The sequence below is a fragment of the Roseateles chitinivorans genome (assembly GCF_050632145.1).
Taxonomy (GTDB): domain Bacteria; phylum Pseudomonadota; class Gammaproteobacteria; order Burkholderiales; family Burkholderiaceae_C; genus Roseateles; species Roseateles chitinivorans_B.
In genome coordinates this window covers 968,846-981,593 of sequence record NZ_CP192577.1, presented here as the reverse complement: position 1 = coordinate 981,593, position 12,748 = coordinate 968,846, and the positions used below count along the sequence as shown (strand labels likewise).

Genomic DNA, 12,748 nt, shown 5'->3' with positions numbered 1-12,748 from the left:
CCGTGCTACACTCTCATTCTTCAGTCGCGGGGTGGAGCAGTCTGGTAGCTCGTTGGGCTCATAACCCAAAGGTCGTAGGTTCAAATCCTGCCCCCGCAACCAGAATATTGAACGTTGTCTCAGGAGGCAGCGTCGTTGAACGAAACGAAAGCCGACGAGGCATTTGATCCGTTCAGCAAATCGGCAGATCAGCGTCGTCGCTGATCGCCGTGCGGTACAGCCGCGGGGTGGAGCAGTCTGGTAGCTCGTTGGGCTCATAACCCAAAGGTCGTAGGTTCAAATCCTGCCCCCGCAACCAATCGAACAAGGGCCCTCATGCGAGGGCCCTTTGTTTTTTCCGGGTGTCAACTGATCTTCAGTCGAGCGCCGTCGACCGGTGCGACCAAGCGACCGATGACGGTGGCCGCGTTGAAGCCGTGTCGCGCGAAGATTTCCAGCACGCGGTCGACGCTCTCCGGAGTGCATGACGCGAGCAGGCCGCCGCTGGTCTGCGGATCGCTGAGCAGTGCCTGCGTGCCCGTCGGCAGTGAGGCGGAGAGCGCAATCTCGGCGCCATAGGCGGACCAATTGCGCCCGGATGCTCCGGTGATCAGGCCCTCGGAGGCCAGGGATCGGACGCCTTCGAGCAAGGGCACCGCCGCCCAATCCATCTCGATCCCGCAGCGCGAGGCACGTGCGATCTCGAGCGCATGCCCGGCCAGGCCGAAGCCTGTCACGTCGGTCAAGGCGTGCACGCCGTCGAGAGCTGCGAGTTCCGGACCTGGTGTGTTCAGCAGCGTGGTCGTCTCCAGCATTCGCTGATAGGACGCATCGTCGAGTCTGCCTTTCTTCAGCGCCGCCGACATCACGCCCACGCCGAGCGCCTTGCCCAGCACGAGCACGTCGCCGACCTTGGCATCCGCGTTGCGCTTCACGCGCGAGGGGTGAACCAGCCCCAGAGCGACCAGTCCATAGATCGGCTCAACGGAATCGACCGTGTGCCCGCCAGCGATCGGGATGCCGGCCTGGCGGCAGATGGAAGCGCCGCCTTCAAGGATGCGCCCGATCGTCGTTGCGCTCAGCACCGCGATAGGCATGCCGACGAGTGCCAACGCCATGATGGGTCGCCCGCCCATCGCGTAGACGTCGCTGATCGCATTGGTCGCGGCGATGCGGCCGAAGTCGTACGGGTCGTCGACGATCGGCATGAAGAAGTCGGTGGTCGCGACCAGGGCTTGGTCATCGTTGAGCCGGTAGACCGCCGCGTCGTCCGAAGTCTCGATGCCGACCAGCAATTCCTTGGGCACCGGCAGGGCGTTCGTGCCCTTGAGGATCTCCGACAGCACGCCCGGTGCGATCTTGCAGCCGCACCCGCCGCCGTGTGAGAGCGAGGTCAGTCGCGGCTCGGAGGTTGGGGCAGTGGAGGCGGTGAGGGGTGTCATGGCAGCGCAGCTTACCCCTGGCGCTTCAAACCAGCGAGGATGTGGGGGTGCCTGCCAGTCGCTGCTGCAGTGCGACAAAGGCCGTCATGGCCTCCCACAGCGGCAGATAGCGGGCCTCGTCACCGTCGAGTGCGGCCAGCGCCGAGGCGCAGGCCTCGAGGGTGCTGCGCTGCGTGTCCGCATGGGCGCGGCGAACGGCGTAGCGCGATGGCGGCGGCGCATCGAGGGCGAGCCGCGGCAGCACTTGAAGCCAAGGGTTGAGTGCGAGCAACCGGCGACTTCCGCGCCAGGTGCCATCAAGCGCCACCAGCGTCGTGGCGGCGTCGGCGTCCGAAGCGGTTGGTGCAGTCCGATGGATCGAGGCGCCGTTCGGCGGCTCACCGGATGTCCGCGGGTAGAGCAGAACGAGTCCCTTGACGGACGGCGGCGGTTCGAAGCGCTCGCCGATCCTCAGCTCGATGCGCGACAAACACCGCGCCAGCAGTGCGGCGGTCCCTTTCGCGTGCCCTGCCTCGGCGGAATCCTGGAGGATGAGCAGCGACGTGCGGTTCTCGACAGGGCGTACGCAGCCACACCAGCAAGCGACGAGCGGCCGTCCGCATCCCTCGCAGAGGGGGCGTCGGCCGCTCAGGCCACCCTCGGTGGCAGGCATCGGAAGATCAGCGCGGTTGACGCGGGGGCTTGCGTCCGTCGTTCGGACGGCCTGGGCCGTCACGGCGCGGACGGTCGCCGCGCGGACCCTGGCCCGGGCCTCCCGGATGGCCTTCGCCGCGAGGTCCGCCACCACGACGGTGCTCACCGCCGCGAGGGGGCGGTCATTGCGCTCCGGACGCGGCGGCTGTTGCGCTTCTTCCTCGCGCGCCAGCTTCAGCTGAGCGTCCAGCTGTTCCTGAGTCAGGCCCTTCAGCGCGCAGAAATTCGCCGGCGTCAGCGTCGTGCGTGAGAAGTCGCGCAGCAACTGCGCGCGTTCCTGGCGACCGCGATCTTCCTCGGCGCGGCGTGCGTCGGAGATGCCGCGGCGGCGCGTCAGTTCTTCCTGTGCGGCGACTCTGTGTTCGTCGCTGAGGTCGCCGGCAGGTTGGCCGTCGAGGTCGAAGCGTGTCTTCGCGCGGGTCAGTGCGATCAGGTAGCCGGTGCCGCCCGTGTAGCGGCGCAGGAATGCGGACAGCTGCGCCTTGGTGAACTGGCCCGGCGCACGCTGCTGGATGTCGGATTGCACGCGCAGCTTCAGCGGCTTGGCGCCGCCGGAAAACAACGCAGGGAACAGCTCCTTGAGCTTGGCCGCGACGGCCTGGACATCGACGCGACCGCCCTCGGCGGTCTTCGGCTGACCAGGCATTGCGCCGACAGGCGCGACCTCGCCAGATTCGACGTCGGTGGCGACCTCGCCGGAGGATTCGTCAACTTCCTGCACGGGCTCTGCGGCCTCCGACGCGGGTGCCGTCAGGTCGGCCTCCATCGTCTCGGTGGCGGTGGCCTTCTGATCGGGGAACTCGGAGGAGATCACTTCGCCTTGCGGCGGGGTGCTGGAGGACATGCATCAAGCGGCGCGGGGCCGGCCTTCGGGGAAAAGGGGGATTGTGCCCATAGCCGCGCGGGCGTGGCAATTCGCGCCGATCGACGGAAGCCGCCCGTCCTGCCTGAGGACGTCTTCCGGAGGGGAATCAGGTCTTCGGTTCGCAGGCGGGCTTGCAGACCAGTTCGGTCCGGCCCAGGATCCGCTTGGACTGGAGGCTGCTCGGCGGCCGATGGCGACCGCACTTGAAGCAGGAGCGGGTCTGGCCGCTACCCTGGAACGGCGACCCCCCAGCTTGGAGGCATAGCGCAGGCCGTCATCCCGAACGGCGGTGCAGGTGTCTTTGCTCATGGTCTCGCTTCGCTTGGCGCTCTTGTTCGCACCGGCGGATTCGTGTCCCGTCGGCGCATCGATTCCCTCTCGATCAATAGTAGGTGGGGCGTGTGACGCCCCGCTACATCGCTTGCCCGGGGGTGAAAGCACCGTCCGACGAACGGCGGCTTTTACGCCGACAATCGCCCGCGTGCCCGGCGCCCCGGGCGTTCGAGACCCATGGCCAAACTGTTTTTCCGCTACGCCGCGATGAATGCCGGCAAGTCCACCGCCCTGCTGCAGGTGGCGCACAACTACGAGGAGCGCGGTCATGCGGTGCGCCTGTTCACCGCAGGGGTCGACGACCGCTATGGGAAGGGGATGGTCACGTCACGGCTGGGTCCGCAGCGGGTGGCGGAGGTCTTCAACGGCGAGACGGACTTCCGCGCGCTGATCACGCAGTCGCCTGGCATCGCCTGCATCCTTGTCGACGAGGCGCAGTTCCTCACGAAGGACCAGGTCTGGTCGCTGCACGAGATCGCGCACATGCGCCATGTGCCTGTGATCTGCTACGGACTGCGGACGGACTTCCTCGGCGAACTGTTCACCGGCTCGGCCGCGCTGCTGGCGCTCGCCGACGAGATGGACGAGATGAAGACCATCTGCGATTGCGGCCGCAAGGCCACGATGAACATGCGTGTCGACGCCGCCGGCCGCAAGCAGACCGAAGGCGCGCAGGTCGAGATCGGCGGCAACTCCCGTTACCGCGCGGTCTGTGGACGCTGCTTCAGGGCCTCTTGAGGAGGCCCGGTAAGCCTGGGCTTACTTCTTGGTCAGCTGCTCTTCCAGTTCCTTGCAGGAAGGAGCGCAGACCGGCTGGGACTTGCCCAGCAGCTTGCGGGACTTCAGCAGCGCCCGGGGGCGATGCTTGCCGCAGAGGAAGCACGACATGGTTGCCGCGCCAAACGAAGAGGTTGCCGCGAACGGCGAACCCGGCGCTTTAGAGCGATAGCGCAGACCATCGGCTTCGATGGTCGTCTTGGTCGTATCCTTGGCCACGCTGTTCCTGATCCTGATGAGAGTTTGAAATGCCGCGCCGACCGTCCCAAGTTCCCCCAGGGACAGACGGCGAAACCCGTATTTTCCTATAAGCCGGAGCGTCCCCGTACCGGGGCATCGCTAATGACCTCGCGCGAAGGTCGCCCGAATCGGTTCCAAGAGACATTCGTCGCTGCAGGCGGCGCTTGCGTTCCCCTCTGGCGAACGCCCATCCAAAGGTGCTTGGCGCGGTCTAGGGAAAACACCTAGAATGCCGGCGCGCCGTTTCACCGTGGCGTCAACAACAAGGACACACAGGGAGCGAGCGCAGCGATGGAAAGGATCGAAGGGCTGTTTGCCGCCATGCGGGCGGCCAGTCAGGAAATGGAATGGCCGGCGACCGAGGCCCGCGACAGTCGCCTGGAAACGACCAGCGAGCTGGCCGAGCGGTATGCACAGGCTGTCAGCGAAGCGCTGTGCGTCTACTTCCGCAGCTCGCACGCCAGCCTCTGGCTGCTGGATGGCGAGCCCGGCGAACACCGCCTGCGCTGCCTCGGCGCGCACGCGGTCGACGGCGCAAGTCATCAGCGGCCCGTCTGCGAGCAGCTTGCCTATCCCGGATATTTCGATGCCCTGCTGTCCGAGGGGTCTACAACTGCGCCGACGCGCAGGCCGACCCCCGGCTGAGCGCGTTGCAACCGCCGCCGACCTGGCGCGCGATGCTGGATGTTTCCGGACAGATCAACGGCAAGACCTTCGGCGTGATCGCGCTCGGGCAGCGCGATGCCGCCCGTGTCTGGACGAAGCGCGAGGAGCTGGATCTGCGCCGCGCCACCGCGAAGGCGTGCCTCCATCTGCACGCACTGCGCAACGAGCTCGAGACGGTCTGACCTCCGACCCACTCCCGCTGGTGTGAAGGCTCGTCAACTTCGACCGACCGGTCGGATTAATGTCTTGCGAAATGTCAATGCGGCATCCACTGACGGACGGCTGAAGGCTTCCCGCTAGAGTCGGTCGCCACACGTCCCATGGACGACCAACCCCCGGGCGACGGCCTTCGGAGCGGTCGCGACGGCGCCGGCACGCATCGGCGACGCGCGGCCAACGGCCTTGCCCGGCACCACGACAGGAGACAAGGTGGACGGGGCGATTGCAAGCATCCTGGTGCTGGACGGGGTGACCAACGGCGCGATCTACGCGCTGCTGGCACTGGCCCTGGTCCTGGTCTTCGCGGTCACGCGGGTGATCTTCATCCCTCAAGGGGAGTTCGTCGCCTTCGGCGCATTGACGCTGGCGGGGTTGCAGCTCGGACATACCCCGCTGACGATCCACTTCCTGATCGCCATGGGGTTGCTGGCGGGCCTGCTGGACCTGATCGCGGCCGCACGCGCCGGACGGATCAAGGGCGAATGGGCGCGGATCGCGTCACGCGCCTTGCCCGCCGTCGCGATCGGACTCTGCGCACTCTGGCTCGCGCCGATGAAGTTGCCGCTGGTGGCGCAGGCGCTGCTCACGCTGGCAGTCGTGACGCCCATGGGCGGACTGCTCTACCGGCTGGCCTATCAGTCCCTGGCGGACGCCTCGGTGCTGGTGCTGCTGATCGTCTCGGTCGGCGTGCACTTCGCGTTGACCGGGCTGGGCCTGGTGTTCTTCGGCGCCGAGGGCTCGCGCAATCCGAGCTTCTGGGAGGCGAGCTATTCGGCGGGTCCCCTGATGTTCTCGGGCCAGACGCTGATCATCGTGATGGCCTCGGCGGCGCTGATCGTCGCGCTGTGGCTGTTCTTCGAGAAGAGCCTCTACGGGAAGGCGCTGCGCGCGACCGCTGTGAACCGGCTCGGTGCCCGGCTCATGGGGATCTCCAGTACGTCGGCGGGCCGGCTGTCGTTCACGCTCGCGGCCTTCATCGGCGCGCTGTCGGGCATCCTGATCAGCCCCACGACGACGATCTTCTACGACAGCGGCTTCCTCATCGGCCTGAAGGGCTTCGTGGCCGCCGTCTTCGCGGGGCTGTCGAGCTATCCGGGCGCCGCGCTCGGCGCGCTGCTGGTCGGACTGATCGAATCGTTCAGCTCGTTCTGGGCCAGCGCCTTCAAGGAGGTCATCGTCTTCACCTCCATCCTGCCGGTGCTGCTGTGGCGCAGCTGGCGAGACCCGCATCACGAGGAGCATTGAGGTGGCCTCCGATCAATCCACGGCCGTGAAGGCCGCCGTCACGCCAGCCGCCACCGTGGCTTCCTCCGTCGCTCCCAACCCGTGGTCGCGACGCATCGCTCCGGCGCTGCTGCTCGCCACGCTCGCGGTGCTCCCGTTGATGCCGGTCCCCGAGTTCTGGATCACCCAGCTCAACTACATCGGCATGTTCGCGCTCGTCGCCCTGGGGCTGGTGCTGCTGACCGGCGTGGGCGGGCTGACCTCGTTCGGGCAGGCCGCCTTCGTTGGCGTCGGCGCGTACACCACGGCCCTGCTGAGCGCGCGCTACGGGCTCTCGCCCTGGATCGGCCTGGCCGCGGGCCTCGTGATCACGCTCGGCATTGCGCTGGTACTGGCCCTGATCACGCTGCGCATGTCGGGGCACTACCTGCCGCTGGCGACGATCGCCTGGGCGCTGAGCCTGAACTTCACCATCGCCAACATGGAGTCGCTGGGCAAGTACGACGGCCTGCTCGGCGTGCCGGCGATCACGCTGTTCGGCGTCAGCCTCGCCGACGGTCGCGCGATCTACTACCTGATCTGGCTGTTCGCGATCCTCGGCGCCATCGCCGTGCGCAACCTGCTGGACTCGCGTCCAGGACGGGCGATCCGGGCGCTCGGTGGGGCGACGGTGATGGCCGAATCGATGGGTGTCTCGACCTTCCGCTACAAGGTCGTGGTCTTCCTGATCGCCGCGCTGCTGGCATCGATCTCGGGCTGGCTCTTCGCGCATGTCCAGCGCACCGTGAACCCGAGCCCCTTCGGCCTGAAGATGGGCATCGAATATCTCTTCATGGCGGTCGTCGGCGGCGTGTCGAGCGTATGGGGCGCGTTCGTCGGCGCGGGTGTGTTCAAGATCATCGAGGACCAGCTCAAGGAGCTGCTGCCCGCGCTGCTCGGCAGCAACGGCAACTTCGAGATCATCGTGCTCGGCGTCGTGCTGGTGCTGATGCTGAAGTACGCGCCGAAAGGCCTGTGGCCCTCGCTGCAGGCGGCGCTGTCGCGCTGGTGGCCCGCACGGCCTCGCGAGCGGGACTGGGAGGGGGCTGCCCCACTCGAGTCGCGCGCGAAGCCCCAGGCCGGCTCGGTGCTGTTGAAGGTCGACAAGCTGCGCAAGCAGTTCGGCGGACTGGTGGCCGTGAACGATGTCAGCTTCGAGCTGCGCGCGGGCGAGATCATGGGCCTGATCGGGCCGAACGGTGCCGGCAAGTCGACGACCTTCAACCTGGTCTCCGGCGTGCTGGGCGCGACCAGCGGCGAACTGCGTTTCGCCGGCGAGTCCATCACCGGACTGCCGGCGCGGCAGATCGCGCGCCGCGGCCTGTCGCGGACCTTCCAGTACGTGAAGATGATCGCGGACATGACGGTGCTGGAGAACGTCGCGCTCGGCGGCTACCTGCGCTCGCACAGCGGCACGGCTCAGGCGATGCTGCGTCTCGATCGTGCGGAGGAGAAGCGCCTCTTCGCCGAAGCCGAGACCCAGCTGCGCCGCATCGGCATGCAGGACCATCTGCATGAACTCGCGGGCAACCTGGCGCTCGGGCCGCAACGCCTGATGGAGATCGCGCGGGCGCTGTGCAGCGACCCGTCGCTGCTGCTGCTGGACGAGCCCGCCGCAGGTCTGCGCCACAAGGAGAAGCAGGCGTTGGCCGTCGTGCTGCGGCAGTTGCGCGCCGAAGGCATGAGCATCCTGCTGGTCGAGCACGACATGGACTTCGTCATGGGCCTGACGGACCGCATCGTCGTGATGGAGTTCGGCACCAAGCTGATCGAGGGCACGCCCGCCGAGGTGCAGGCCAGTCCCGAGGTGCGCGCGGCCTACCTGGGAACGGAACACTGACATGAGCGAGTTGCTGAAGGTCGCCGGCTTGCAGGCCGGCTACGGCCGCGCCGAGGTGCTGACGGGCCTCGACCTACGCCTGCGGGAAGGGGAGGTCGTGACCGTCATCGGTCCGAACGGCGCCGGCAAGAGCACCACGCTGAATGCCTTGATGGGCGTGCTGCCGGCGCGCGGGCAGGTGATCTTCGACGGGGAGGACATCCAGGGCCTGAGCCTCGAGGATCGGGTGATGAAGGGGCTTGCGCTGGTTCCCGAGAAGCGCGAACTCTTCACCACGATGTCGGTCGAGGACAACCTGGTGCTCGGCGGATTCCGGCCGATGCGCCTGGGCGTCAAGGGATGGCGTGACGAACTGGAGCGCGTCTACGCGCTCTTCCCCCGCTTGAAGGAGCGGCGGGCGCAGCTCGCCGGCACCTTGTCCGGCGGCGAACGCCAGATGCTGGCCGTCGGTCGCGCGCTGATGGCCCGTCCGAAGCTGCTGATGCTCGACGAACCCAGCCTTGGCCTGGCGCCGCTGATCGTCAAGGAGGTCTTCCGCATCGTCGCGCGGCTGCGCGAGGCGGGTGTCTCCATCCTGCTGATCGAGCAGAACGCGCGCGCCGCGCTGGAAGTCGCCGACTACGGCTACGTGCTGGAGACCGGCGAGATCGCGCTCGAAGGCCCGGCCGCGGCGCTGGCGAAGGATCCGCGGGTGATCGACACCTACCTTGGAGCGAGTCGCCAGCCGCAGTGAGACCCGCCGCAGCGTGACGAAACGCCGCAAGCGACCCTTTCCACCCCGAATCGGGGGAGAAGCGTGACGCCCACGAAACACCCGCGCGTGACCGGCCGACCATAATTCGTCGAATTCGCGCCATGGCTCTGCTGTCCTCCCTCCGCAAACTGCTCACCGGTTCCGCCGACTCCAAGTCGACAGGCGGAGCCTCCGCCTCGGGCGGGGCATCGAAGGGGGCGCCGTCCGCGCCGCCGCCGGTCCGGCCGGTCGACATCCCGCTCCCGCCCACGCTGTCTTCGGCGTCCTCGCACTCGCAGGGCCCTGGCATGGTCTCGACCCAGACCGCGGTGTACAGCGGCGGCGACATCGTCTTCCCCACGCTCGATGCCTCGCCGGAGTGGCTGCACTTCAGCACCCGGCTGTTCGGCCTGTCGCGCCTGAAGGACGTGCCCCCGTCGGCTGGCGAGCAGGGGCTGATGCAACGCCTGCAGGCGCAGCGCGGTTCGCAGTGGGCCGACCTGCTGCCCCGCCTGCCCGCCGTGCTGCCGCAGTTGATGCGCCTCGTGCGCCGCAGCAACGTGTCGTCGACGGAACTGGTGCAGCTGATGTCGCGCGATCCCAGTCTGGTCGGCGAGCTGATGCGGCTCGCCAACTCCCCGCGCTACCGCACCGAACGCGAGATCACCGATCTTGCCGGTGCCGTGATGGTGCTCGGCCAGCAGGGCCTGGACCAGCTGGTGATGAGCGTCGCGCTACGGCCCATCTTCCATCACGGCAAGGGGCGCTACGGCAGCCGTTCCGGCACGCTGCTGTGGGACCTCAGCGAGCGCACCGCATTTGCCACGGCGCGTCTGGCCAATGTGGGCGACGACGAGTTCTCCGCCTACCTCGCCGGCCTCAGTTCACAACTCGGCCTGATGGCGCTGCTGCGGGCGCTGGACGGGATGTCCGCGCCTTCGGTGCCGCCGCTGGACCGAGAAGGCCTGCATCGGCAGTTGCTGCCGCTCACGGCCGCATGGTCGGCGCAGATCGTCGAGCACTGGGGCTTCCCGCCGCAGGTCGCCGAGGCGCTGGCGCCGCGCCCGGGCCGGGGCGCCGAGTCCGTCGTGCTGGCGCATCTGGTGCGGCAGGCGCAGGCGGTCGCGCTGCGCCAGCTGATGCAGCCTGGACTGCAGGCCGCGCAATTGGGCGACTGGTCCGCCGCGCAGCAGCGCTGCTATGCGGACCTGGAACGCGAGTTCACGGCCGGCGAGCTCTGAGCCCATCGACGGCGCCGGCGCGCGCCGCCAGCGTCAGGCGCCGTGGCGCTCCGCCAGTTTCCAGGCCATCCATCCGAACACGCCTTCGAAGAGCAGCGCCAGCGCCGCCGCGGGCAGTGCGCCCGCGAGCAGCAAGGTCTGGTCGTTCAACGCGAGCCCGGTGACGATGCGCTCCCCGTAACCCCCGGCGCCGATGAAGGCTGCCATCGTGGCGGTGCCGACCGACAGGCTGGTCGCCGTGCGCAGGCCCGCCAGCATGACCGGCAAGGCCAGCGGCAGCTGCACCGACCGCAGCACCTGACCCCGCGTGAGCCCGAGCGCCTTGGCGGCGGTGGTCAAGCCCTCGGGGACCTCGCTGAGACCGACGGTGCAGTTGCTCAGCACCGGCAGCAGCGCATAGAGGGTCAGCGCCACCAGCGCCGGCACCGGCCCGATCCGGTTCATCGCCCAGATCAACAGCGCCAGCATCGCCAGCGAGGGCACGGTCTGCAGCAGTGCGCAGACGGCCAGCAGCGTTTCGCGCCAGCGCGGCCAGGGGTGCAGCGCGACGGCCAGCGGCACGCCGATCAGCGTGGCCAGCGCGACGGCGCCAAGCACGAGCGCCAGGTGCTGCCCCGTGAGGCGTCCGAGGTCCGGCCCGGTCAATCTCGTCCACAAGCCCGACTTGACCGGCCCGGCAGACCCGGGCGTCGAGCCTCGTTTCGCGAGGAACTCGCGTGCGATCGCGTCGAACGGCTGGCGCTTGACCTCCGCCTGCGCGTTCATCGCGATCATCGCGGTCTCGTCGATGCGCCCGCGCAGCGTCTGCAAGGCAGCCCAGGCGCGCGGATGCCGCTGCGGCAGATCGATGCGATACAGCAGCACCGCGTCGTAGCGCGGGAAGAATCGCCCGTCGTCGGCCAGGACCGTGAGGTCGAGCGCCGCGATCTGCGCGTCGGTCGTGTACACGTCGGTGACATCGATCTGGGCATCGGCGAGCGCGCGATACGCGAGCCCGTGATCGAGCCCGGTGGGCGTCTGCGGCAGCGCATAGCGTTTCGTCAGACCCGGCCAGCCGTCCGCGCGGCCCAGGAACTCGTTGCTCAGGCCGAGCTTCAACGCCGGCTGCCCTTTCAACTGGGACAGCGCGGTGAGACCGAGTTCGCGCGCCTGCGCTGAACGCATCGCCAGCGCGTAGCCATTGTTGAAGCCGAGCGGCACGCCGATCGCGAGGCCGAGCGGGCGCAGTTCCGCCTGCAGTTGTTCGAGCGGCGCGCCGGTGGTCGCGTGACCGAGGATCTCCCGCTCGATCGTGCCGAGGTATTCCGGGTAGACGTCGATGCTGCCGGCCTTCAGCGCGGCGTGGACGATGGCCGTGTTGCCCAGGCCCTGACGGATCTCGACCTCGGCGTCCGGGTCGTCGGCGCGCACCGTCTGCGCGATCACCTCGGCGAGGATGTAGCTCTCCGTGAACCGCTTGGAGCCGATGCGCAGCGGCTCCGCGGCCCAGGCGCCCGGCGCGCCCGTGAGCGCAGCGCAAACCAGCAGGAGAAGGAGCGGCCGCAGCCAGCGGATCAGCATCATCGGCGCAGCATAGTCGAGCCTGTCCGGCTGCGCGCCAGCGTGCGCAAGACCTGGCCCGCGAAGGCGTCGGCGGCTGCCGAGCCCGCCGATGCCTTGCTGCGCATCAGCACCACCGACATCGCCGGCAGCGAGGTGGCGGGCGGCATGCCGTGCCGTTCGTCCAGCAGTTCCATGCCCTCGGGCACGCTGCAGCGTGTGAACAGCGCGATGGCCAGGCCGCTCTCGACCGCCGCCAGCATGCCGGCCGGGCTCGCGCTGTCGCAGACGATGCGGTGCGGCCGCTTCAACGCCGTCAGCGCGGACAGCGCCGCCTTGCGCGCGAGGCTGCCCGATTCGTACACCGCGACGGGCAGCGGCGTCTGCCGCCACGCCTCGAAGCGCGGCGCGCCGAACCAGGCCAGCGGCTCGTCGAACAGCGGCCGTCCGCGCCCGGCGCGATCACGCGTCACGACGGCCACGTCGACTTCGCCGCGCGACACGCGGGGGATGAGGACCGTCGACTGCTGGCAGACCAGGGTCAGTTCCACCGCCGTGTGCCGACCGGCGAAGTCCCGCAACACCGGGGTGAGGTAGGGCAGGGCGTAGTCCTCCGGCACGCCGATCGTGAGCCGGCCATGCAGCGTCTCGCGTCGGAGCGACTGGACCGCCTCGTCGTGCTGGGCGATCAGGCGGCGCGCGTGGCCCAGCAGTTCGCGTCCCGCTGGCGTGAGGTCCAGCCGTCGCGGCGTGCGCACCAGCACCGGCTGGCCAACCGCCTGTTCCAGCTTGGCGATCTGCATGCTCAGTGCGGATTGCGAGCGGTGAACCAGCACGCCCGCCGCCGTCAGCGAGCCGGCATCCACCGCCGCCACGAAGGCGCGCAGCCAATCCAGTTGAAGGTCGGTCGAGGGCATC

Annotated in this window: 12 protein-coding genes and 2 tRNA genes; 9 read left to right on the top strand and 5 right to left on the bottom strand. The window is 68.5% G+C overall.

The window, feature by feature from the left end; all coding sequences use genetic code 11:
• The first annotated feature begins 25 nt into the window (after positions 1-25).
• Positions 26-102 (top strand) — tRNA-Met (locus tag ACQ86G_RS04525).
• Positions 103-221: 119 nt separating this feature from the next.
• Positions 222-298: transfer RNA gene (locus tag ACQ86G_RS04520), tRNA-Met, on the top strand.
• A 46-nt stretch (positions 299-344) separates the two neighbouring features.
• On the opposite strand, the gene selD is transcribed toward ACQ86G_RS04520, so the two are convergent.
• Both selD and ACQ86G_RS04510 read right to left on the bottom strand, forming a co-directional pair.
• Complete coding sequence (gene selD, locus ACQ86G_RS04515; protein ID WP_431259519.1) at positions 345-1,421, bottom strand: selenide, water dikinase SelD; 1,077 nt, start codon at positions 1,419-1,421, stop codon at positions 345-347.
• A 25-nt stretch (positions 1,422-1,446) separates the two neighbouring features.
• Positions 1,447-2,958 carry a DTW domain-containing protein gene (locus ACQ86G_RS04510; RefSeq protein WP_431259518.1) on the bottom strand — a complete coding sequence of 504 codons (1,512 nt, stop codon included), beginning with the start codon at positions 2,956-2,958 and terminating at the stop codon, positions 1,447-1,449.
• Between the two features lie 531 nt (positions 2,959-3,489).
• On the opposite strand from ACQ86G_RS04510, the gene ACQ86G_RS04505 reads away from it, so the two are divergent.
• A complete protein-coding gene (locus ACQ86G_RS04505) occupies positions 3,490-4,050 on the top strand; it encodes a thymidine kinase (RefSeq protein WP_431259517.1) in 561 nt (186 codons plus the stop codon).
• Positions 4,051-4,071: 21 nt separating this feature from the next.
• Here the strand turns inward: ACQ86G_RS04505 and ACQ86G_RS04500 are convergent, their stop codons facing one another.
• Entirely contained in the window at positions 4,072-4,308 is a 237-nt protein-coding gene (locus tag ACQ86G_RS04500) for a hypothetical protein (protein WP_067278790.1), read from the bottom strand.
• Between the two features lie 312 nt (positions 4,309-4,620).
• Here ACQ86G_RS04500 and ACQ86G_RS04495 point away from each other — a divergent pair, with 312 nt between their 5' ends.
• The 6 genes from ACQ86G_RS04495 (at position 4,621) to ACQ86G_RS04470 (ending at position 10,291) form a co-directional block, all read left to right on the top strand.
• Entirely contained in the window at positions 4,621-4,974 is a 354-nt protein-coding gene (locus tag ACQ86G_RS04495; protein ID WP_431259516.1) for a hypothetical protein, read from the top strand.
• A 32-nt stretch (positions 4,975-5,006) separates the two neighbouring features.
• Complete coding sequence (locus ACQ86G_RS04490) at positions 5,007-5,177, top strand: hypothetical protein (RefSeq protein ID WP_431259515.1); 171 nt, start codon at positions 5,007-5,009, stop codon at positions 5,175-5,177.
• Positions 5,178-5,424: 247 nt separating this feature from the next.
• Positions 5,425-6,459, top strand: a complete 1,035-nt coding sequence (locus tag ACQ86G_RS04485; protein ID WP_431259514.1) for a branched-chain amino acid ABC transporter permease — start codon at positions 5,425-5,427, stop codon at positions 6,457-6,459.
• A 139-nt stretch (positions 6,460-6,598) separates the two neighbouring features.
• Positions 6,599-8,317, top strand: a complete 1,719-nt coding sequence (locus ACQ86G_RS04480; RefSeq protein WP_431261333.1) for an ABC transporter permease subunit — start codon at positions 6,599-6,601, stop codon at positions 8,315-8,317.
• 1 nt (position 8,318) lies between these two features.
• A complete protein-coding gene (locus ACQ86G_RS04475; RefSeq protein ID WP_431259513.1) occupies positions 8,319-9,050 on the top strand; it encodes an ABC transporter ATP-binding protein in 732 nt (243 codons plus the stop codon).
• Between the two features lie 308 nt (positions 9,051-9,358).
• Positions 9,359-10,291, top strand: coding sequence for an HDOD domain-containing protein (locus ACQ86G_RS04470; protein WP_431259512.1), 933 nt, complete (start codon positions 9,359-9,361; stop codon positions 10,289-10,291).
• A 33-nt stretch (positions 10,292-10,324) separates the two neighbouring features.
• On the opposite strand, the gene ACQ86G_RS04465 is transcribed toward ACQ86G_RS04470, so the two are convergent.
• Both ACQ86G_RS04465 and ACQ86G_RS04460 read right to left on the bottom strand, forming a co-directional pair.
• Positions 10,325-11,854, bottom strand: coding sequence for a glycine betaine ABC transporter substrate-binding protein (locus ACQ86G_RS04465; RefSeq protein ID WP_431259511.1), 1,530 nt, complete (start codon positions 11,852-11,854; stop codon positions 10,325-10,327).
• Entirely contained in the window at positions 11,851-12,747 is an 897-nt protein-coding gene (locus ACQ86G_RS04460) for a LysR family transcriptional regulator (protein WP_431259510.1), read from the bottom strand. Before ACQ86G_RS04460 ends, ACQ86G_RS04465 begins: the two co-directional genes overlap by 4 nt.
• Position 12,748 lies beyond the last annotated feature (1 nt).